We start from the raw sequence: 21709 nt of genomic DNA on the forward strand, positions 1-21709 counted from the left end.
GGCCCCTCCTATCCCGCTATTTGTTCTTACGATAGATTTTTTCTACTCTATCCAGTGGCTCGTAGCTGTCGCTATATCTGGTGAAGTGAATAGATTCTTTGGAACCGAGCACCAGTACTCCGAACCGGCTGAGGCTCTCATAGAACAAGCCGTGCACATGGTCGCGAAGTTCATCATTGAAATAGATCATGACATTCCGGCAAAAAATGACATTAAATTCGTTGAATGAGGTGTCTGTTGCCAGATTATGCTCTGCAAAGATAATATTTTTACGCAAGTACGGCTGTAGAATGACTGAATTGTATTTCGCTGTATAATATTCAGAGAATGCGCGGGTCCCGCCCGCCTCCATATAATTCTTGGTATACTGCTTCATCTTACCGATCTCATATACACCTTCCTTAGCCTGCTGCAGCGAGCGTTCGTTCATATCAGTGGCATAGATGCGCGCCTTGTCGTAGAGCCCTTCTTCGTGCAGCAGAATCGCCATGGAGTATACCTCTTCGCCAGTGGAGCAGCCTGCATGCCAGATCCTGATATAAGGATAAGTTCTCAGCAACGGGATCACCTTTTGGCGGAAAGTTAAAAAGAGGCCTGGATCCCGAAACATTTCCGTCACGGGGATGGAAAGGCTGTAGACGAACCGTTCAAAGCAGGCGCGGTCATGCAGCACCTTCTCCTGCAGCGCAGATATGCTCGGCACATTCTCGGCATGGACGTGATGCCAGATACGCCGTTTCAAAGAAGGCATGGCGTAATTTCTGAAATCATATCCATACAAGCGATGCACGCCGCTCAGAAGCAGCTCAATTTCAATCTGCTCTAGCTCCTGCTTGCTTCCCGATTGGGTGAGCTCCTCATCATATCCCCGTTCCATAGCTGTCATGTTATCAAGGCTCCCTTGCATTTGCCGTATTTCCGGTCTGTTGTTTGTTGGTGCTGTAATGCTATTACCCCAAATTTACGCTTACGAATACAACCAAACGCGCATTAAGGAAAGTAACTGATCGGTACCGATCGGTTTCTTCATATAATCCGAGGCTCCTGCTTCAATACACTTGGCCCGGTCTTCCTTCATTGCCTTGGCCGTAAGCGCGATTATTGGCAATTTATGATACTGCGGCATCTGGCGGATCCGGCGCATCGCCTCATATCCGTCCATTTCCGGCATCATCATATCCATGAGCACGAGATCAAAATCTTCCTGTTCGACCAGCATATCGAGTGCTTCACGGCCATTCTCTGCGAACTTCACTTCCATGTGGTATTCTTCCAGTACGCTGGAGAGGGCAAATACGTTGCGGATATCATCATCCACGAGTAAAATCTTTTTCCCCTCAAACAGCTCTTCTTTATTGTGCAGCTTTTGCAGAATTTTACGCTTATCCTCCGGAAGATTGGCTTCTACCCGGTGGAGGAACAGGGTAGTCTCATCCAGCAGTCTCTCCGGCGAGCGCACATCCTTGATAATGATCGACTCAGCATATTTCCGCAGCTGCGTCTCTTCCTTGCTGTCCAGATCCTTGCCTGTGTAGATAATGATCGGCAGATCATTCAGTTCCTCATCATCGCGGATCTGATCAAGCAGTTCGAAGCCGTTCATATCGTCAAGCATCAGGTCGAGAACCATGCAGTCGTATTTCTGCTTACGCAGTTCACCGAGAGCTTCTTGTCCGGTTGAAACCGCCGTAATGGCGACATCATCATGGCCGATAAGCTCCATAATGGAACGGCGCTGAATTTCGTCATCCTCGACAATCAGCAGATGCTTCAGGGTACTGGCTGTGTAGCTCTCAATTTGTGAGAATGCCCGCTCCAGCGCCTGCCGGGTCGAAGGTTTTCTCAAGTAAGCCATCGCACCCATCATTAGGCCCTGCTTCATCTCATCATTCACAGAGATGACATGAACAGGAATATGCCGCGTCTGTGATGCGCTTTTAAGCTCTCTGAGTATCGCCCAGCCATCCATAACCGGCAGCTGGATGTCCAGAATAATCGCATCCGGCAGGTGGGATTTGGCCATTTGCAGCCCGATATCCCCCTGCAGCGCCACCAATCCCTTAAAGCCGCGTCCGCGGGCCATATCGAGCAATATTTTAGCAAAACTTTCATCATCCTCAACAATGAGCAGAACCTTATCATTTGCCGTCAAATTCTCACGGTCATCCTCCACTATCACTGGATGAAGCGGGGCAGGTATGATATCTCCGGATTTAGCAGGTTGTAGTTCCTCCACGTATTCTGCCAGTGTCGCCGCCTCTTGGGCCGCTGCCGCCTCAACCGCCCCAGGAAGCAGTCTGTAATTCCCTTGGACCGGCAGATACAGCGTAAACGTGCTACCTTGTCCCTCACGCGACTCCAGCCCGATGGCACCGCCCATCAACCGTGCTAATTCACGGCTGATCGACAAGCCAAGACCGGTGCCGCCATATTTGCGGCTGGTCGTACCATCCACTTGCTGGAACGCCTCAAATACGATATCTGTCTTGTCTGCAGGAATCCCGATACCGCTGTCTTTCACGGCTATGGAAACATAGTCATACTCCGGCGGAAGGAAGGACGGCAATTGAGCAGGCACTGCACGGCTTACCTCAAATCCTACATAACCCTCGCTGGTAAATTTAAAGGCATTGGACAGCAGATTTCGCAGAATTTGCTTCAGGCGATGACTGTCTATAAATAAACTGTCCGGCAGCGGCTCATTAAAGGAAAGACGCAGAGACAGCCCTTTCTTAAGGGCTTGAGGAGCAAAATTCTGTTTCACAAAGGTTTTGAGCTCCGTCAGCGGAACTTCTTCATAATTCAGCTCCATCTTACCTGCATCGACCTTGGAAAGATCAAGGATTTCATCAATCATCTTCAGGAGATCCGCACCGGACATATAAATCGTGTGCGCGAATTCAACCTGCTTTTCCGACAGGTTGCCTTCTTTATTCTCGGTAAGCAGCTGCGAAAGGATGAGCAGACTGTTCAGCGGAGTCCGCAGCTCATGGGACATGTTGGCCAGGAACTCCGATTTGTATTTGCTCGTTACAGCAAGCTGCATCGCCTGCTTCTCCAACTGGACACGGGCGTGCTCAATCTCATCCTTTTTCTCTTCAACCTCCTGGACCTGATCCTCCAGCGCGCGGGTTTTGGATACCAGTTCACTATTGTAGTGCTCCAGTTCCCCCTGCTGCCGCTGCAGCAGCTCCTCCGAACGTTTAAGCGCATCGGTCTGCTCCTCCAAATTCTCGTTGGAGCGGCGAAGTTCTTCCTGCTGGGTCTGGAGCTCCTCCGACTGGCACTGCAGTTCTTCCGTGAGTGCCTGTGATTCGCGCAGCAGCTCCTCCACCACGAGTCTGCGGCTGATATTGTTCAGGATGACACCGAGATTATTCGTCAGTTGATGCAGCAATTCATTCTGCAGCGCTGTGAATGGCGTAAAGGAGGCAAATTCAACAACGCCAAGCAGTTCATCCTCAAACAACAACGGATAAATAGATATATGTTGAGGATGGGAATCGCCAAAACCTGAGGAAATGGAAATATAATCGTCCGGAGCCTCTGTGAGTTTGATCGGCTTCTTATCCAGCGCGCTTTGTCCGATAAGCCCTTGGCCGATTTCAAACCCTTCTTTCGGCTTGTCGCCCCCTTCACCGGCATAATAGCCGCTTGCAGTGAGCAGATTAGGATTGTTGCTATCCTTCAAATAAACCGCTCCGTATTGGGCTCCCAGCACAGGAGTGAACTCGTTGATAAAGGTCTGCGACACCTGATCAAGTGAACTGACGCCGCGCAGCAATTCTGTTACCTGTGCGATATTCGCATTCAGCCAGGCCTGATCGCTCTGAGCCTGCGCATAAGCTTTTTCCAGCTGCTGCTTTTGTTCGATGTCCTCTGCCATCTCCTGGAATACTCGGGCTACATCACCGATTTCATCCTTAGAGACTACCTTGAGCCTGCGGATCGCCCGCATCTTGCCGTTTCCGAAGCTAGTAATCATCATGGAAACGACATTAAGACCGCGCGTAATGCTTGGAATCACCCAAAGGACGACACCAAGTCCAAGCAGCAGCCCCACAATCATAATCAGCGTTACCATTTGAATGGATCTTTCATAAGCTTTCTGCGCGATGGCATTTTCTTCGGTCATCTGATAGGCATTGTAATCAGCGAGGGCATTCAGACTGTCCAGCACCTCGTTCTGAATGGCCTGTCCCTCTGTATTGCGGTAGGTGTTGGCATTCTGAAAATAACCGGCTGTAAGCATCTCCAACGCTTTATTCTGATAGTTCAGGTAAGCGGAATTAGCTTTCTTAATCCGGCTCAAAAACTCCATTTCCTCCGCAGCACTCATCGAAGCTTCTATGGTCTTCAAATACCCTTCCGCCTTAATGACTTTGCCGTCTATCTCAGTTTTCTGGGCTCCCACAGACAGCGTATCGGCATTCAGCATCGATGTGGTCAGGATTCGCGCCATATCATTGACTTCGCCCCGAAGTCCGGAAATAGCACGTCCCTTGCTGTACCTGTCCTGAAAGCCGTCTAGCTGGTTGCTCATATAATTAAGCCGATCGTATCCAATCAGCGTAAGTGCCAACATAATTGCCAGCATCGCGCTGAAGCCGATCAGCAGCTTGGCCTTTATCTTCATTCCTTATCCGTTCCTTTCTTCAGCGTGATCCACACCAGGCATTTGTCGTCATCTCGTTCCTGATCCGCTTCATCTGTGAAAAAAGCCTCCTGCATAACCTCTTCACGCCATTCGTGGTCCCCGTTCAGATTCCCGATCATAAAGTCCAGTTGCTCTTCCTGTTCACCTGGGGCCATTTCCAGTAGACCGTCAGTGTACATTACCAGATGCCCTTCCTCTTCGAAACTCAAACTCTGCGGTTGAATATCAATTCGGTCGAACAACCCGACCGGATGGCAGTTGCTCTCCAGCAGCACTGGTTTCTTGGCGTTGCCTTCAAAGAGCAGCGCCGGCGGATGTCCGGCATTTACATAGTCAATTCGTTTCATTCGCGTATCAATCACAAGATAAATCGCGGTAAAGTAATACTGAACCAGCTGTTTCTCGATATAGAGCTGGTTAAACCGCCGGTTCAGCTCTTGAATTACCTTCTCCGGCTCCACGTACGTAGTCACAGTATCCTTAAGCACAGAGGCCAGGAACATACAGAAAAGCGACGAAGAGATCCCGTGTCCCATCATATCCAGCAGGATCACGGCATACCTGCCGTCTCCCAGCGGATACCAGGCATACAGGTCCCCAGCCAGTTCAGCGGAAGGCTGATAGATGGCATGCGCCTCCAAAACCTCATCCGTAATTGGCAAACTGAGTACAGCATTCTGCACAAGTGCTGCAAGCTTCAATTCATCTTGCATCCGCTGATCCCGCTCTTTATGCCAATCCTTCTCCCGCTTGAGACGGAGCGCCAGCCGGATACGCGCCATAAGTTCAACCTTGTTAATCGGTTTCGTAACATAATCCACAGCTCCGGCATCCAGTGCCTCGGCCAATTTCTTGGAATCCCCCACAGCGGTAACCATAATAATCGGAATATCCTTTAGATGCTCATATTGTTGAACCACACGGCAAGCCTCGATTCCATCCATCTCTGGCATCATCATATCCAGCAGAATTAAATCGATATCCGACTGCAGCGGTCCTTTCTTTTCGCCTCCAATGCCAAGCAGTTTCAGCATTTCTTTGGCGGATGATGCTGTTATGAAATTTCGATAGTCTTCTTTTTTCAGGATTTCACGGATAATGATTACGTTAGTCGGATTGTCATCTACGATTAAAATTCTCAAGCATCTTCACCTCGCACGATTAGTATTAGAGCCGTACAAATCCCTTACATCTATAATTCTATCATACGATATTTGAACGCCGTCTTTCCAATTGCCAACAATCTACTAGTAGAGTAATATATTGTATCAGCATTCAACAAAGTAACCTCCAGCCCCACTAATTATAGTGGAGCTGGAGGTTACGCTATTGGGCTATAGGTTCTCATAAACAAACCGGCGTTTATTGCGGGTTTCTTTTGGCGATGACGAGAACCTTGCCTAAATCAAGCTCTTTCTCGTAGAAGCCTGCTTCTGCACTGCTAAAACCCAGCGAAGTAATTTTGAAACGGAGCGCATCCCCCCGCGAACGGAAAAGATTGGCAATCGCGCCAAATAACCCTTCTTCACTGAGACTGACCTCATTAGTATCTGCAGCATCAACGATACGGCCCTCACGGACCTGATCGTGGCTAATGACATAAATGTCATCTCTGGAATAGCCGCTGCTGCGCAGCCGATTCACTTCTTCGATCGCCTGAACACCATTTTCCAGTAGCTTGGCATACGCCTGTGTACCGATTGAATCCATGAAATCACGCTCCTATGGTTAGATTAATGAGGATAATGCCAAATGAGACAACTGTTCCTTCATTAACCTTATTTACGGACCGTGAAACAGATCAGGAGGAATTTCCATCAAATAAATCGATACCTTCCCATTCTCCTGTCTGCGGATTGCGGTAAATCTTCAGCGCAGCGCTTCCTCTTAAATAGACATCGCCGTCTTCAGCTACAAAATCCGGAGTTCCCAGCAGCTCTTGAAAATTGTTTCGCGCCGGATCCAGTTTTTCTTCATTCAACTGCAATCCGTATTGCCCGGCCTGTGCCGGCGTTACGTGAACATACAGCACGACCCCTCCACAAACTCCTGCCGACATATCGGCGTACTGATACTCCAGGCATTCCTGCCAGGGATCAGGAGCAATGCTAAGCGGCGAACCTTTAGCCAGCAGCAGTTCTTCCTCCGACATATATAGGGATGCCCCTGCCAAAGAATTAAAGCTGCTGATATAAGGGCTTACACCCATACTGCGTTCAATGGCCAACACCACTGGCGGCTGCATGGTAAAAAGGGCGGCAGGGACATGGTCCTTCTGCGGAGACGGTGTTAAATATGGAGAGAGAAGACTTAGCAAAAGAATGACAATGTTCATGGAATCATCCCGCCTTTCTCACTGCCGCCTACTTAGTTAATGCCGGAATTTTTGCCATATAGTAGCTGCAGCGTCAACGCCTTTAAGCGCCATTCCTATTTTCCCCGAACCTTTTTTGGCATATGCGGCATCATAGGATTTCACTGTTCGTTCTTCGGCAGGTGTCAGCGGAGCATCTTCAATGGAGACGGCTCTGGCTTTCTCCTTAAGCTCGCGTGATTTCCGGTACTTCTCAATCACAGTCACTGATACCTGCTTCACGGTAAGCGTTAATTCGTTCATTACATCGCCAAGATTTTTCACTGAATCCATAATAGGATCGATCTTTTGGATCTTGCCTTGGACGTCGGCCGTAATATCATTGGCATGTCTGACGGTTGTTTTTACTTCATAAGTAAGCTCATCCACCGTCTTTTGGACTTCCTGCAGAGTCTGGCTGACCTTGTCGAGGGATTCTTTCGCTGATTTTAAGGTTTTAATTAAAAAGAAAACGAGTACGGTGAATGCAATCGCAACAAGTGCAACGCTAAGTTCAATGATCATTACGAAAACCCCTTCCAAATCATAAATGTCGGCTTGCTCTGCCTTGATACTGCATAGTTACCCTTACTTACTTAGGCCGAAACAGCTTGTCAAGCGACTTAAAGACTACCTCTCCTATTTTGTTTCAAAGGGGAGCGGCCCGTTTAAATTGACTACATCACCACACAGAAAGGATGACATCACATGTTGAAATGGTCAGTAATTCTGCTGGTAATTGCATTGATTGCCGGTGTTTTCGGTTTCTTTAATATCGTAGGGGCGGCAGTAGGAATCGCTAAAGTATTGTTCTTTATCTTCCTCGTGCTGTTCATAGTTTCGCTCTTTACAGGACGCAGAGGAAGATCATTGTAACTGTAAAAGAACATTAAAAACGACATCACATTACAGGTGCTAAGGACCCGGACTCCGAAAAGGAGTTCGGGTCTGATTTATGTATAGCAGCGATTGCCGCTGTCTGATTATGCCAGAGCTCCCTCCCCCCTTTTCCCTCCATACATCATATTCACCATGCAGAAAGTATAGGCCTTTCCATACGGATTGTCACCCGTAAGTCGCCTTCATTCCTCTGTTCACGATAGTTTTCATAAAAAACGAAGGGGTTGGTTCATTGTATCCACTTTTTGTTTACAAGCTTATTAACACATCGCAAACATGGTAAATATACGCAAAACCAACTCTGGGAGGAATCACAATGAAAAAATTAGCCAGCTTAACAGTAGTAATGGGTCTTATGGCTTCCATAGCCGCAACGGCTTCAGCTGCAGAAGTAACCAACACAACAACTGTAACGGAAACGACTTACAGCCCCCGGTTTGAGACAGTAATCACACAATCAGACCTTAGACCAGCAACTCCTCAGATTATTTTGACAAAAGCAACACCTTTCTACGCTTCCATGAACAGCCCCGTTGCTACGGGTTTTCTCGGCGCTCAAACCCTTGACACTACAGGAAATATCCTGGTTGATTCGAACGGCAATGAATGGAGAGAGATATACACCTGGTTGGGCATGCGCTGGATGAAGGTTCCCGCCTCCGCTTATGTAATCACTCCATAAATCAGTTTTACGGTCAGCGCCCCGCTCCCAAACTCATACATAGCCATGCGGGGACTTGCCTTTTTAGTATAGATACACCCTTATGAGGGTGTATAGTGAAACAGCCTGCGGACATCCAAAAGTCCTGACGGGCTTTTTTTCTTGCATGCCCTAAACACAGGAAAGGCTATCCCTCAGCAGAAAATTCTACTGAATGGGATAGCCCTACAAAACATCCGCCCTAGTTCACCCGTCACAAACTTGCGATGCTGTCGCTTCCTGTATGCATTTATATTTAGCGGATGACCGAACCTCCGTAAAGGAAACGGTTCACCCAAGAAGCGCTTAATTTATCTACCCGTACCCCGCCTGAAGATACGGAATACGTTTGCAGCATTTGTCCGTCACCCAGATACATGGCTACATGTGAAATTCTTGCCGCAGATTTGTCGATGCCTGCATAAGCAGAAACTGAACTACCTTTGTAATCCATGAAGAACATCAGATCCCCGCGTTTCAGGGCGGAAATATCTGTGACAGTGTTGCTGTTCTGCTGTACCCAGGCTCCCTGTTGACGTGAATCAGCAGGCAGTTTCAAATTAGCTGCATCTATGAAGATCTGCCGGATAAAGTCGGAGCAATCGAAAGTGCTCGTGTCGCTTCTGCTTGATCCGAACTCATAGGGAGTTCCAAGATAACCCATGCCCGCAGCAATGACCCGTTCAATCACTGCTGATTGTGACGGAGCCGTTGGATCTGGCGCTGGTGTTGGATTCGGTGTTGGTGTTGGTGTTGGTGTCGGTGTTGGCGTTGGAGCTGGAGTAGACGTTCCGCCACCTACCGAGATATATTGGTCTGCAGCACTTGTATAGCCTACCGTTCCGTCTGCAGTTTTTACTTTGTACCAGTAACTGTTCGTTTCTTCCAGAATAGCTACTTGATCGCCTCTATTTAAATACCCCAGTATTTTCCCGCTTGTAGAAGGCAGTTCCCGAAGACGGACCGAAGCTTGTATAACCCCTGTCTGTCCGGAAGTTATATTTCCAGATCCCGAAACCACTCGAATATACTGCTCTCCCGCGCTGGTATAACCAACCGTTCCATCCGAAGTTCTGACTTTGTACCAGTAGCTATTCGGTTGTTCCAAAATTGTTACCTGTTCACCTTCGTTTAAATAACGAAGCACACTACCGCTTGTGGAAGCGTTCGTGCGCAGACGAACTGAAGATTGTATAGTACCGGTTAATCCAGACGTTGCTGTCACTGCGAAATCTGAAGAAACCGAAGCTGCTTGCACTTTTTGCGGGCTGAAAACTCCCAATGATACTGCAAGTGATGCTGAGACCAGTAACGTTGCTGCAATCTGCTTATGTGATGTGATCATAGCGTTCCCCCGCTTAGCAAAATGAGAAAATCAACAACGGCGCGCGCTACGTTTGTTGCTTTCTGCCCTCATTATAGGCTTAGCCGGGAATTGGAACATGCTCCAAATTTCACAAAAAAGCTTGCCACTTTATGGTAAGTACCAGGTCTATAGTCTTGAATTCTCCTTGGATTTGGTGGAAATTACAGATAACTAGAAGAAATTAAGAATTTTTAACCTTTAGGTTCTACATGGACCTGCACATTCATTATATTATGCAATTTGCTCATTCTATCTTCAATGGAATCGCTGATCTCATGACCTTCCAATACGGTGATTCCGGCATCCACTTCCACGACAACATCCACCAGCACATGATTTCCATGAACACGGGCCTTGAGGTCCTTGATCCCTTCCACACCCGGCGTCCGGGCAATCGTGCTGCGCAAATCCAGCAGCTTATCTTCATCAAAGCCGTCAGTCAACCGGTATGTCGAATCACGAAAAATATCCCAAGCTGTCTTGGAAATCAGCAGACCGACAGCAACCGCAGCAGCGGAATCGATCCACGGCAGTCCGAACTGTGCGCCAACGATCCCTACAGCAGCACCGATACTTACCATTGCATCGGAAAAATTGTCCTTAGCCGCAGCCATGAGTGCGCTATTGTTAATCTGCTTCGCCAGCCGCTTGTTATAGATATATACTCCCATCATGGCAACCGCACACAATACCGCCACACCTGCTGACCAAAGCTGCGGCACCTCCTTGGCTCCTTCGAATAAAGACCGGACCGCTTCTACAATAACCTGAATTCCGACCATAGCCATAATAAAGGATGCCAGCAATGCAGCTACGGTCTCGGCGCGGAAATGCCCGTACGTATGATCCGAGTCAGGCGGCTTCCGCGAGATGCGCAGTCCGATTAGTACAGCTAGTGAAGCGACAATGTCCGTCAGATTATTGAATCCGTCTGCAAGCAGCGCGCTGGAAGCGAACAAGTATCCGCTGACCAGCTTTAAGGAGGAGAGAATAAGATAAGCAATAATGCTGATCAAGGCCCCCCGTTCACCTTTGCGTATATCTTCATAAATATCGGCCAATTCCTGTCCCCCCCTATACCCGGTTTCTTTACTACCCCTCCGGTAAATCATGCTTTGATTTATTCTTGCCCTTGTGACTGCATTTAAAAACAATTAGAATAAAGTAAAGGACTTGCTTTATAAGGGGGTTAACATAATGAGCGAAAGTAATGATAAACCAAAGATCAACTTGGCTGATGCCATCCGCCAGAAGCTGGAACAGAAGAAACAGCAGTCATCCGCTAAACCGGGTTCTTCCTTTCAAGCCGGTTCAGCGAAGCCTTTAAAGAGTCAAAATAACAAGAAGCCAAACAATCAGCGCCGCCGTACAGGTGGTTCTTAGGATTATGGCATGTGCAAGTCGCATTTCACACTGTATTTGAACATAAACGGCTGCGTTATCCCTCATAGGGGTAACGCAGCCGTTTTGCTATGAACGAATTACTGTTCATTCTTTCAGTTATCTCTTAAGCTTCCACAGGATACATGCGCTGGCGCATTTCCTTAATTTCCGGGTTCTCCAAATATTCATCATAGCTCATCGAGCGGTCGATAACTCCGGTAGGGGTAATCTCGATGATACGGTTGGCAATCGTCTGGATGAACTGATGGTCATGCGAAGTGAACAAAATGGTTCCGTCGAAATCAATCAGCCCGTTATTCAGCGCCGTGATAGACTCCAGATCCAAGTGGTTGGTAGGCTCATCAAACACTAGCACATTCGCACCGTTCAGCATCATTTTAGCCAGCATACAGCGGACCTTCTCGCCTCCGGACAGAACGCTTGCTTTCTTCAGCGCTTCTTCACCGGCAAACAGCATCCGGCCGAGGAATCCGCGGAGGAAGGTTTCATCCTGATCCTTGGAATATTGGCGCAGCCATTCTACCAGGTTCATGTTTACCCCGTCGAAATAGCTGGAGTTGTCTTTCGGGAAATAGGCCTGGGTTGTTGTTACTCCCCATGCATATTCACCTGCATCCGCTTCCTTCTCACCCATGATGACATCAAACAGCAATGATTTAGGCTGTGAATATGGACCTACAAAAGCGATCTTATCCCCTTTGTTCACCACAAAGCTGATTTCATCGAGCAGCTTCTCGCCTTCAACGGATTTGCTCAGCCCGCTGATGGTAAGCAGCTGCTTGCCTGCTTCACGTTCCGGCTTGAAGTTGAGGAACGGATATTTCCGGTTGGAGGGACGGATGTCGTCCAAAGTAATTTTCTCCAGCTGCTTCTTACGCGAAGTCGCTTGTTTGGACTTGGAGGCATTGGCCGAGAAACGCTGGATAAATGCCTGCAGCTCCTTCATCTTGTCTTCCTTCTTCTTGTTCGAGTCGCGCTGCAGGGCCTGGGCCAATTGGCTGGACTCATACCAGAAGTCGTAGTTGCCGACATACATTTGAATTTTGCCAAAGTCGATGTCCGCAATATGTGTACATACCTTGTTCAGGAAGTGACGGTCATGGGATACGACGATAACGGTGCCTTCGTAGTCCATCAGGAAGTTCTCCAGCCAGCCGATGGATTCAAGATCCAAATGGTTGGTAGGCTCATCGAGCAGCAGGTTGTTCGGACGTCCGAACAGGGCTTGCGCAAGCAGCACCCGTACCTTTTCGTTACCGCTGAGTTCGGCCATTTTCTTGTCATGCATTTCACGCATAATACCAAGTCCGATCAGCATGGCGGCAGCATCAGGCTCTGCATCCCAGCCGTTCAGTTCAGCGAATTCGCCTTCCAGCTCGCCGGCGCGCAGTCCGTCAGCCTCTGTGAAATCACTTTTGGCGTACAGCGCATCCTTCTCCTTCATGATCTCATAAAGACGGGTATGCCCCATAATTACCGTTTCCAGCACCAAAAATTCATCGTACTCGAAATGGTTCTGCTTCAGTATCGCCAGCCGTTCACCGGGGGTGATATGCACGTCCCCGACATTTGCTTCAATTTCACCGGACAAAATTTTCAGGAACGTCGATTTGCCGGCCCCGTTCGCTCCGATCAAGCCGTAGCAGTTGCCGGGTGTGAATTTTATGTTTACATCCTCAAATAGTGCGCGTTTTCCGTAGCGGAGTGTTACGCCGCTTGTGCTAATCATTAAGCATTACCATCCTTTTCACTTAGGGTTTCGGCTCATTATAGCATAAAATCAAGCAAAAGAGGCCCAAGAAGGAACTGCTTTGCCGTCTTTTTCAAGCAAACTGGCCGTTTCTTGGCAAAATACAGAGATCCGTAGCATCCAACATCAAATAGGCCGAATTGCGGAAAATCCGCGTTCGCCGCTTGCCCGGCCGGGCTATTGGCGGGAATCACGCTCTTCGGGATGCACCACCAATGTTTCACCGTAACCCAGTGTGCGGATACGTTCTGCACGGATTCCATGAGCCTCACGGGCCAGCTCCATCCGGTCCAGCGCTTCCCGCGCCGTATCGTCAGCCAGCCGGAAGGTGCCGAAATGCATCGGGATCATCAATTCTGCTCCTACATCTATAAAGGCCTGAACCGCCTCTTCGGGATTCACATGCTGCGAATTCATAAACCACTCCGGCTCGTAAGCCCCGATCGGCATCAGGGCGACATGGAGCTTAAACCGGCTGCCGATCTCCTTAAAGCCCGGAAAGAAGCCGCTGTCTCCGGCAAAATATAGATTCGGCGGAAGCTTCGGCTTTGCTCTGTCCCCCTCCCCTTTCGGGTGTTTGCCGGGGTCGGCAGGCTCCAGCACATAGCCGCCCCAATGAGACGAATTCGTATCGAACGGCGTCCGCCGGGTCCAGTGCTGGGTTGGCACAAATGTAAGCTTAACCGCCCCCAGCGTGAGCTCCTCCCACCACTGCATTTCCAGGCAGTTGGCGAAACCTTTGCGCAGCATCTTCCGCTTCAGGCCCACAGGTACAACGAGCGTTGCACCTGTCCGGTATAACTTGCGGATGGAGGCAATATGGAGGTGGTCGTAGTGAGAGTGGGAGATCAGAATCAGATCAACCGGCGGAACCTCACCCAGCGGGATGCCCGGCTGGCCGATCCGTTTCTCAAAGCCGAGCCGCCGCGCCCATATCGGGTCGGTAATAATGTTCATCCCTTCATATTGCAGAAAAAAAGTCGAGTGCCCGATCCAGGTGATTGTGGTCTCCAGCCGGTTCCCGGCCAGATAAGATACCTGCGGCGGATGGTTTGGCACTTTATAGGTATAATCCTTCTTCTTGCGGCGGCGTTCCTCGCGCCACTGGCGGAATTCCTTGAGTGTTTTGTCTGTACTGACATTATCGACGTTATTGTATCGGATTTTAGCCATTCCAGCACCTCTCCTTAAAAGGCTTGCCGGAAGAACTACAGGGCAAGCTCAATAGCTTAACTATATGGTTCCGCATAGTCATTTGCAAAATTCCAAGGGCAAAGCAAGGCTCCAGTCAACCCGAAAGGAACGATGAAGCTCTGCGTCCCGGCCAGACGCACCCTACATTTAGTACAAATTTTACCCACTTCCGACTGGACTTAAGCGGCTGCCCCGGTAACCCTTTTGGATTTGAGGCATGAAATGATGTAAAATGCGGGTAAAGAACACGGCACGAATGCCGTTCAAGGGGGAAGCCTAACGTATGAAGATCACATTTATTGAACCGACTCCAAGTCCAAATACGATGAAGCTTCATCTGGATGAAAGCCTGGAGCCCGGAATACGCCGGACCTATACACCGGAAAGCCAGCGCACCGCGCCCTCCTGGGCACGGGATATGCTGAGCATTCCAGGCGTCACGAGCATTTATCATGCTGCCGATTTCGCCGCGCTTGAACGCAAGGGCAGCGCCGATTGGGCAGCGATCCTCCGCGAGGTGCAGAGCCGATTCGGCGCTGACGGCCTAAGCGCGGATTTCGACCTCGCCGATGAGAATGCAGGTGCCCACTTCGGAGAATCACAGGTATTCGTGCAGATGTTCCGCGGCATCCCGATTCAGATCCGCGTCAAGACGGGCGCGGGTGAGGAGCGCATCGCCCTTGCCGCCCGTTTCACGCAGGCGGTGACGGATGTGGCCAGCGCCGTGATGATCAAAGAGCGCAAGCTCACCGATTACGGCGTGCGTTACGGCGAGCCGGCCGATATTGCGCGGGAGGTGGAGCAGGAGCTGGAAGCGGCGTATCCGCAGGAACGCCTCGACTCGCTCGTGCAGCAGGCCATCGCGCACGGGACCGCCGGCGAGTTCATCGAGCAGCGGCAGAAGAAGGATCAGGCCGAGCTGCTGCGAGACCTGAAGCATGAGGATTGGCGCGTGCGCTACGCCGCGCTGGAGGACCTTCTGCCTACGGCAGAACTCCTGCCGGAGCTGCGCACGGCGCTGCATGACCCCAAGCTGCAGCTCCGCAGGCTTGCGGTCGTGTACCTGGGCGACCTTCGCACGCCCGAGGCGATGGAGCTGCTCTACGAGGCGATGAGAGACAGCGCCCCGGCGGTGCGGCGCACAGCCGGCGATACGCTCTCCGACATCGGCGATCCGGCAGCGACGCCGGTGATGACGGCGTCGCTGACAGACGCCAGCAAGCTTGTGCGCTGGCGGGCTGCACGTTTCCTCTATGAGGTCGGCACAGCTGAAGCCGAAGAGGCACTGAAGGCGGCAGCAGACGATCCGGAGTTCGAGGTGGGCCTCCAGGCCAGAATGGCGCTGGAACGCATCTCCTCCGGTGAAGAAGCTGCCGGAACCGTCTGGCAGCAGATGTCGGAGCGCCGCCGCAACTGACGCCAACATCCCTATATTTGTCATTGCTTGCTATGCCAAGTTGCATTATACTAATTCCTGTTGTGTTCATAGTATAAAGATAGCCTCATCATACCTAAGATGAGGTAGAGGTCGCGAATATTAAGAGTACGCGCGTGGAGACGTTAAAGAGCCGTCTGTGAAACGCCGCCGAAAGGAATATCCGCCGAAGTCTCTGCAGCCGCTCTTGTCAGCTGCAAGACTGGGGCCGTCGCCGAAAGGCACGGAACTGTCACAGTGCACCGCCGGTCAGAAACCGCGGGCTGCAACTGTGTTGCGCTATCTTAACAGGGAGTATGATGCGGAGCTGTAATACAGGAAACCGCAGAATCCGTCTGCGGTTTTTTTTGCGCTTTCAGGATGCCCTTTCCCTTATAAAGGGAAGGCGGCGACTCAGCACTCCCTATTCATGAACAGAAACATGATCTTCTGAAGGAGTGTCCTATTCATGCAAGCTAAGCGAGATAAGCAGCAGACTGCGGGTCACGGCAGCTCCCCTGCCCCCACGGCACTGCGCAAAACATTCAAGGCAAGACATTTAACAATGATCGCCTTAGGCGGCTCGATCGGTACAGGTCTGTTCCTGGCCAGCGGCGGTGCCATCGCCTCATCCGGCCCGGGCGGAGCACTTCTGGCCTATACAGCGGTTGGTATTATGGTTTATTTCCTGATGACCAGCCTTGGAGAGCTGGCCACCTATCTGCCGGATTCCGGTTCTTTCAGCACCTACGGCACCCGGTTCGTCAGCCCCGCCTTCGGCTTCGTCATTGGCTGGAACTTTTGGTATAACTGGGCGGTTACGATTGCCGCCGAGCTGTCTGCAGCAACCGTCATCATTAAATACTGGTTCCCCGAGAGTTCCTCGATGCTCTGGAGCCTCCTGTTCCTGCTGCTGATGTTCGGCCTGAACTTCCTGTCTTCGCGGGGCTACGGTGAATCGGAATATTGGTTCGCGATTATCAAAATCATCACGGTCATTGTCTTCCTGGGAGTCGGTGTACTCATGATCTTCGGCATCATGGGCGGTGAAGCTGTAGGCTTCAGCAACTTCCAGCTTGGAGGCAGCTCGTTCCACGGCGGCTTCTTCGCCTTTGTCGGTGTGTTTATGGCCGCTGGATTCTCCTTCCAGGGCACAGAGCTGGTCGGTGTTGCCGCGGGTGAGAGCGAGAATCCGCGCCGCAATGTTCCGCTCGCCATCCGTCAGGTATTCTGGCGCATTCTGATTTTCTACATCTTCGCCATTCTCGTGATCGGCCTGCTGATTCCTTACACGAATCCCGATCTGCTGCGTGGCGGCATTGATGATATCGGTGTCAGCCCCTTTACCATCGTCTTCAATAAAGCAGGTCTGGCCATTGCCGCTTCCGTCATGAACGCTGTCATCTTAAGCTCCGTGTTGTCTGCCGGAAATTCCGGGATGTATGCCTCCACCCGCGTCCTGTACGCGATGGCCAAGGACGGCATGGCTCCGCGCGCCCTCGGCAAGCTGAACCGCCGCGGCGTGCCTGTAGGTGCCCTTCTCGTAACCACCGCTGTCGGTATGCTGGCTTTCCTCGCCTCATTCTTCGGCGACGGCGCTGTGTACAACTGGCTGCTTAACGCCTCAGGGATGTGCGGATTTATCAACTGGCTGGGGATTGCCGTCTGCCATTACCGCTTCCGCCGCGCCTTTGTGAAGCAGGGACATTCACTCGATGAGCTGCCTTACCGGGCCAGATGGTTCCCGTTTGGCCCGCTGTTTGCTTTCGCGTTATGTCTGATTGCCGTATTCGGACAGAATATGGGCGCCTTCACAGGCGATTCGATCGACTGGTACGGTATTCTGGTCTCTTATATCAGCCTGCCGCTATTCCTCTTGATTTGGCTGGGCTATGGCTGGTTTAGAAAGAGCAGCCTCATCCCTCTCGACAAATGCGATCTCAGCACACACGCAGAGTAGAATCCTTCCTCGATTTATGCGGATTCTACCTGTTACCGCCTATTCACGCAACAAAGGGATGCTTTCGCCATTTTAGCGAAGCATCCCTTTTCTGTAATTATTATTCCCAAGTCACATATACCTTCAGATCGCCCGTGTTATCGAAGGGTGAGCTGTTGTAAGAAAGATGGTCCATTCCAAGCGCATACAGCTCCTGAAGATCAGTCTTCAGCGATTTCTCGCTGCCGTCATAGCGGAACAACAAGGATGCCTGGCCGGAGGCAACGGCCTGTTTGGCAAGCAGCATTAGCTCTGAGCCGGAGCTGACAATCAAATCCTCCTGATACAGACTGTAGTCAAGCTTCCGCTCAAGCTCCTGATATACAGCCACGCTTGGACCGCCGTGGCTGATCAGTTCAGACAACGTTTGAGCATAGCCGACAGATGAAGCAGGGTATGACTTGGTCCACTTGTGGTCAAGGCGCATCTGGGCATCGGTTCTCATATAGTAAGCCGTGCTGAGAGCATCTTCCTTATTTGGCGTCGGATCATCCCAGGTGGTATCCAGGTGGTACCAGCGCCCTTCCAGCTGCACCAGATTCCAGGCATGCGACTGGGCAGCTTTCCCTTCCGCCTTCGCCGTTCCTTCAACGATTTTATTGGGTATCCCCGCGCCCAGCAATAGTTTATACGTCAGAAGCGAATAACCTTGGCATACAGCACTGCCGCTCTGAAGTCCTTCATAAGCGGTGTATTTGCTGTAGGAGTTATCATACTTCAGATGCAGCACAACCCAATCATGAATAGCCTTTATCTTCTGGTGATTATTCATTCCCGGCAGTATGATCTGCTTCAAGATCTCTTTTACCTGTTTATTTACAAAAGCTGTCTGCTGCAGTGTCTCGCGGTATTCCACCTGTACCGTCACATTAGCCGAGCTGCTGCTCCCCCGGTAGGAAAATGCGTAACTGTCAATGGTGTAGTACAAATAAGGGTCGCTGCCCATCGCCTGATCTATCGCGCTTTGTACCTGGGCCTTCAGCTTGGACGTCTTCCCCTGATAAGCAAAGGTTATCGTCTCTCTGCGGTTATTCATTGCAGCGGTCAGCTTCTGCGTCATTTCAGTTACCGAGCGCAGCGATGCTGAATCAGCGGCAGCATAAGCCTGCCCCCAGCTCCAATAGAGACCAGGCGGCAACGCAGCAAAAACCAGCATTCCTCCAAGAACAGCCTTCATCAACGGCAGTTGTTTCTTCTTTCCCATTTCGCTTCTGTGCCCCCTGCTGTAAGTAATAGCCCACTTATTGGTTTGTACTTTTATAGTAGATGCTGAACATTTACTCCGCACAACCTTAAACCCCACGTTAGCTTAATTTATTCCACCCAAAAGCTTCATATTCACTATTATCGGCCCGGCACACCCGGAGGATAAGGCTTTTTTGAGTGAAAGCTCCTAGATGCACGCAAAAAACTGCCCCCGCAGATAATCTCTGCCAGGGGGCAGTTGTCTCTTCGATTCAATCTATTATTATGCATCATTGGATCATGGATCGTCAAACCGTTACCAGGTACACTTCTCCCGCATTCATATCCAGGGCATTCCCTGCCGGCAATAGGGTGCCGTCAGAGCGCTGTACCTGAAGTTCCTGCTGCTGATAATTCAAGCGGCAAATCCCATCCCGGCTGGCAGCAATGACTGCAGAAACCAGCTTATGGTTCCGCCATTCGATCTCCAGCTCATAGCCGCCCCGGGCCCTAAGCCCTTTGACGCTTCCGCTCTTCCAAGCGTCCGGCAGTGCGGGAAGCAAGTTGATTTCACCCAAATGACTCTGCAGCAGCATTTCTGCGATGCCGGCAGCCGCGCCGAAATTCCCGTCAATTTGAAAAGGCGGATGGGCATCAAACAGGTTAGGGTAAGCCGAGCGGGACAGAAGCGTACGGACAAAGCCGTAAGCGGCCTCCCCATCCTTCAACCGTGCATAAAGGTTAATTAGCCAAGCGCAGCTCCAGCCGGTATGTCCGCCTCCCGAGGCGATCCGTTTCTGCAGTGATAAGCGGCTTGCCTCCAACAGCTCTGGAGTCTCCCGCCCATTGATGAACTCTCCCGGATATAGTCCATACAAATGCGATACATGACGGTGTCCCGGTTCCGGTTCGGCGAAATCCTCGTTCCACTCCTGCAGGCGTCCGTCATTGCTGATCTTGAGCGGAGACAGCCGGGAGAGCGCCTCTTCCAGCTGCTGCTGAAACTCGGAATCCAGGCCCAGAATCCGCACAGCATGGAGGCAATGCTCAAACAGTTCGCGGATTAAGCTGATATCCATCGCGGAGCCCATCGAGACACTGCACGGCTGGCCATCTTTCGTCATAAACCGGTTTTCCGGCGAAGTGGACGGGTTCGTAACCAGAAGACCGTCCGGACCTTCCACCAGCCAGTCAAGGCAGAACAATGCTGCCCCTTTTATGAGCGGGTAAGCAGTCTCCTCCAGATAAGCAGCGTCAGGATTAAAGCTGTAATGCTCCCACAAATGGCGGCACAGCCACACGCCGCCCATCGGCCAGAATGCCCAGCTGGCATCTCCGCCTGAAGGAGAAGAACTGCGCCACAGATCAACATTATGGTGGGCTACCCAGCCGCGGGCTCCGTAATGAACTGCTGCCGTCCGGGCTCCCGTTTCACTGACCTCTCGGATCATATCGATCAGAGGTTCATGGAGTTCGCTTAGATTGCCAACCTCGGCCAGCCAATAATTCATTTGGGTATTGATATTGGTTGTATAATTGCTGTTCCATGGCGGTGTCAGATGATGGTTCCAAATCCCCTGTAAATTGGCAGCCTGCGTGCCGGTACGGGAGCTTCCCATCAGCAGGTAGCGGCCATATTGAAACAGCAGCGCTTCAAGTGCAGGATCTTCCTGTCCCGCTTTATACTTCATGAGTCTCTCATCAGTCGGTAATCCGTCTCTCTCCCGCCCGCCGAGATCCATGTCGACCCGGCGGAAGATTCGTTTGTGATCCTCTGTATGACGATCCAGCAGCTCTTCATAGGACTTGGAAGCCGCTGCCGCCAGTCTTGCTTCGCAGCTCTCTGCCGGGCTGAGAATGTTTCCATACGTTGTGGCGCTGCGCTTCTTGAGATGCGATGCTCGGCTTCTCAGCGCTTCATAATCAGTGCCAGCGGCAAGCAGCAGCTGCACACTATCCGCCCCCGATATAACAAGTTTGCCGTCTGTGTACTCTACGCTTCCTCCTGTGAGAATTACCTGCAGGTGAAGCTCAAACGTTAGACCCAGCCCATCCTCATACAGAATGGCACCCGGATGATCCTTATGATAATTATCCGCAATATGTGTAGGACAGCTACCCTTGAGGACAAGCCCGTTTTCTCCCTTTGGTTCCACGGAGTGCTTCAGCAGGCTGTCCAAAGAGAGTGCAAGCCGAAGGCCCCCCTTAACACTGCTATTGGCCTGAATGACACATACACCGTCGGGTGCACTGATCCAGGCTTCGCGGGTAAATCCCCCCGTCTCCGTATGATAGGCCACCTTGGCAATCCCGCTGTCCAGGTCCAGCTCACGCTGATAATGGCTGAAATTCTCCGCACCGCCATGCTCCAGGTAAAGATCTCCCAGCGGCAGATAGGCCTGCGTATTTACGCCTAGCATGCGGGCGTTAATAGTTGCTTCAGCTTCCGCATAACGGCCTTCCGTTACCAGACCCCGCGCTTTTTTCAAATACCGGAGCGCTTCATAATTGTTGGTATCCCGGGGAAATCCGGACCATAATGTATCTTCATTTAACTGAATTCGTTCCCTGGCTGTGCCGCCGAATACCATGGCCCCCATGTGCCCGTTGCCAAGCGGCAGCGCTTCTTCCCAGATAGCCGCAGGCTGGTTGTATATTAATTTCCAAGGATGCTCCTTGATCTCTTCCTTCATATACTTGCCCTCCACATGAGTTCAAAATACAGCAAAAGACCCTGACAAATGTCGGGTCCTTGCTGTTGCATTAGTTTTGTTTAACAAGGAGAAT

17 protein-coding genes and 1 riboswitch are annotated in these 21709 nt (G+C 50.9%); of the genes, 5 read left to right on the forward strand and 12 right to left on the reverse strand.

Translation table 11 applies throughout. The features are described from left to right. Nucleotides 1–16: 16 nt before the first annotated feature. The 6 genes from NST07_RS29960 to NST07_RS29985 form a co-directional block, all read right to left on the reverse strand. On the reverse strand, nt 17–886 hold the full coding sequence (locus tag NST07_RS29960) for a protein-glutamate O-methyltransferase CheR (protein ID WP_038596589.1): 870 nt from the start codon (nt 884–886) through the stop codon (nt 17–19). A gap of 81 nt (nt 887–967) precedes the next feature. After that, complete coding sequence (locus tag NST07_RS29965) at nt 968–4636, reverse strand: response regulator (RefSeq protein ID WP_342480681.1); 3669 nt, start codon at nt 4634–4636, stop codon at nt 968–970. Beyond that, the gene (locus NST07_RS29970) at nt 4633–5799 is read right to left on the reverse strand and encodes a fused response regulator/phosphatase (protein WP_341379835.1); all 1167 of its coding nucleotides are present in this window, start codon (nt 5797–5799) and stop codon (nt 4633–4635) included. The genes NST07_RS29965 and NST07_RS29970 overlap by 4 nt, the downstream gene beginning before the upstream one ends. A gap of 220 nt (nt 5800–6019) precedes the next feature. Continuing rightward, nucleotides 6020–6367, reverse strand: coding sequence for a general stress protein (locus tag NST07_RS29975; RefSeq protein ID WP_341096425.1), 348 nt, complete (start codon nt 6365–6367; stop codon nt 6020–6022). 91 nt (nt 6368–6458) lie between these two features. Beyond that, nucleotides 6459–6992 (reverse strand): hypothetical protein, encoded by a 534-nt coding sequence (locus NST07_RS29980; protein ID WP_341096427.1) that lies wholly within the window; start codon nt 6990–6992, stop codon nt 6459–6461. A gap of 36 nt (nt 6993–7028) precedes the next feature. Then, the gene (locus NST07_RS29985) at nt 7029–7535 is read right to left on the reverse strand and encodes a DUF948 domain-containing protein (protein ID WP_342480682.1); all 507 of its coding nucleotides are present in this window, start codon (nt 7533–7535) and stop codon (nt 7029–7031) included. A 183-nt stretch (nt 7536–7718) separates the two neighbouring features. Between NST07_RS29985 and NST07_RS29990 the strand changes: the two genes are divergently transcribed. Next, nucleotides 7719–7886 carry a DUF1328 domain-containing protein gene (locus tag NST07_RS29990; protein ID WP_038596600.1) on the forward strand — a complete coding sequence of 56 codons (168 nt, stop codon included), beginning with the start codon at nt 7719–7721 and terminating at the stop codon, nt 7884–7886. 340 nt (nt 7887–8226) lie between these two features. Then, nucleotides 8227–8592 carry a hypothetical protein gene (locus NST07_RS29995; RefSeq protein ID WP_342480683.1) on the forward strand — a complete coding sequence of 122 codons (366 nt, stop codon included), beginning with the start codon at nt 8227–8229 and terminating at the stop codon, nt 8590–8592. Nucleotides 8593–8866: 274 nt separating this feature from the next. Here the strand turns inward: NST07_RS29995 and NST07_RS30000 are convergent, their stop codons facing one another. Beyond that, on the reverse strand, nt 8867–9955 hold the full coding sequence (locus tag NST07_RS30000; RefSeq protein ID WP_342480684.1) for a C40 family peptidase: 1089 nt from the start codon (nt 9953–9955) through the stop codon (nt 8867–8869). A 212-nt stretch (nt 9956–10167) separates the two neighbouring features. Then, entirely contained in the window at nt 10168–11037 is an 870-nt protein-coding gene (locus NST07_RS30005) for a cation diffusion facilitator family transporter (RefSeq protein ID WP_341096435.1), read from the reverse strand. A gap of 136 nt (nt 11038–11173) precedes the next feature. On the opposite strand from NST07_RS30005, the gene NST07_RS30010 reads away from it, so the two are divergent. Then, nucleotides 11174–11359 (forward strand): hypothetical protein, encoded by a 186-nt coding sequence (locus NST07_RS30010; protein ID WP_038596607.1) that lies wholly within the window; start codon nt 11174–11176, stop codon nt 11357–11359. Between the two features lie 124 nt (nt 11360–11483). Here NST07_RS30010 and NST07_RS30015 read toward each other — a convergent pair whose 3' ends face one another. Both NST07_RS30015 and NST07_RS30020 read right to left on the reverse strand, forming a co-directional pair. Continuing rightward, nucleotides 11484–13109 carry an ATP-binding cassette domain-containing protein gene (locus tag NST07_RS30015; RefSeq protein WP_341096437.1) on the reverse strand — a complete coding sequence of 542 codons (1626 nt, stop codon included), beginning with the start codon at nt 13107–13109 and terminating at the stop codon, nt 11484–11486. 198 nt (nt 13110–13307) lie between these two features. Beyond that, the gene (locus tag NST07_RS30020) at nt 13308–14303 is read right to left on the reverse strand and encodes an MBL fold metallo-hydrolase (protein ID WP_342480685.1); all 996 of its coding nucleotides are present in this window, start codon (nt 14301–14303) and stop codon (nt 13308–13310) included. Nucleotides 14304–14607: 304 nt separating this feature from the next. On the opposite strand from NST07_RS30020, the gene NST07_RS30025 reads away from it, so the two are divergent. Further along, nucleotides 14608–15741 carry a virulence factor gene (locus NST07_RS30025; protein WP_341096440.1) on the forward strand — a complete coding sequence of 378 codons (1134 nt, stop codon included), beginning with the start codon at nt 14608–14610 and terminating at the stop codon, nt 15739–15741. Between the two features lie 97 nt (nt 15742–15838). Next, nucleotides 15839–16049: riboswitch (Lysine riboswitch) on the forward strand. A gap of 254 nt (nt 16050–16303) precedes the next feature. Next, entirely contained in the window at nt 16304–17698 is a 1395-nt protein-coding gene (locus tag NST07_RS30030; protein WP_342481988.1) for an amino acid permease, read from the forward strand. Nucleotides 17699–17798: 100 nt separating this feature from the next. Here the strand turns inward: NST07_RS30030 and NST07_RS30035 are convergent, their stop codons facing one another. Both NST07_RS30035 and NST07_RS30040 read right to left on the reverse strand, forming a co-directional pair. Then, on the reverse strand, nt 17799–18941 hold the full coding sequence (locus NST07_RS30035; protein WP_342480686.1) for a transglutaminase domain-containing protein: 1143 nt from the start codon (nt 18939–18941) through the stop codon (nt 17799–17801). Between the two features lie 289 nt (nt 18942–19230). Further along, nucleotides 19231–21615, reverse strand: a complete 2385-nt coding sequence (locus NST07_RS30040; protein ID WP_342480687.1) for a glycoside hydrolase family 95 protein — start codon at nt 21613–21615, stop codon at nt 19231–19233. Between the last annotated feature and the right edge of the window lie 94 nt (nt 21616–21709).

This window comes from Paenibacillus sp. FSL L8-0340 (assembly GCF_038593145.1).
Lineage (GTDB): Bacteria > Bacillota > Bacilli > Paenibacillales > Paenibacillaceae > Paenibacillus_AQ.

Excerpts from the sequence above, each read along its gene's own strand:
- NST07_RS29965 (WP_342480681.1), bottom strand. The coding sequence starts at position 4,636 with ATGAAGATAAAGGCCAAGCTGCTGATCGGCTTCAGCGCGATGCTGGCA.
- NST07_RS30010 (WP_038596607.1), top strand. The coding sequence starts at position 11,174 with ATGAGCGAAAGTAATGATAAACCAAAGATCAACTTGGCTGATGCCATC.
- NST07_RS30000 (WP_342480684.1), bottom strand. The coding sequence starts at position 9,955 with ATGATCACATCACATAAGCAGATTGCAGCAACGTTACTGGTCTCAGCA.
- NST07_RS30025 (WP_341096440.1), top strand. The coding sequence starts at position 14,608 with ATGAAGATCACATTTATTGAACCGACTCCAAGTCCAAATACGATGAAG.
- NST07_RS29990 (WP_038596600.1), top strand. The coding sequence starts at position 7,719 with ATGTTGAAATGGTCAGTAATTCTGCTGGTAATTGCATTGATTGCCGGT.
- NST07_RS29985 (WP_342480682.1), bottom strand. The coding sequence starts at position 7,535 with ATGATCATTGAACTTAGCGTTGCACTTGTTGCGATTGCATTCACCGTA.
- NST07_RS30030 (WP_342481988.1), top strand. The coding sequence starts at position 16,304 with ATGATCGCCTTAGGCGGCTCGATCGGTACAGGTCTGTTCCTGGCCAGC.
- NST07_RS29980 (WP_341096427.1), bottom strand. The coding sequence starts at position 6,992 with ATGAACATTGTCATTCTTTTGCTAAGTCTTCTCTCTCCATATTTAACA.
- NST07_RS29975 (WP_341096425.1), bottom strand. The coding sequence starts at position 6,367 with ATGGATTCAATCGGTACACAGGCGTATGCCAAGCTACTGGAAAATGGT.
- NST07_RS29995 (WP_342480683.1), top strand. The coding sequence starts at position 8,227 with ATGAAAAAATTAGCCAGCTTAACAGTAGTAATGGGTCTTATGGCTTCC.
- NST07_RS30015 (WP_341096437.1), bottom strand. The coding sequence starts at position 13,109 with ATGATTAGCACAAGCGGCGTAACACTCCGCTACGGAAAACGCGCACTA.
- NST07_RS30040 (WP_342480687.1), bottom strand. The coding sequence starts at position 21,615 with ATGAAGGAAGAGATCAAGGAGCATCCTTGGAAATTAATATACAACCAG.
- NST07_RS29960 (WP_038596589.1), bottom strand. The coding sequence starts at position 886 with ATGACAGCTATGGAACGGGGATATGATGAGGAGCTCACCCAATCGGGA.
- NST07_RS30035 (WP_342480686.1), bottom strand. The coding sequence starts at position 18,941 with ATGGGAAAGAAGAAACAACTGCCGTTGATGAAGGCTGTTCTTGGAGGA.
- NST07_RS30020 (WP_342480685.1), bottom strand. The coding sequence starts at position 14,303 with ATGGCTAAAATCCGATACAATAACGTCGATAATGTCAGTACAGACAAA.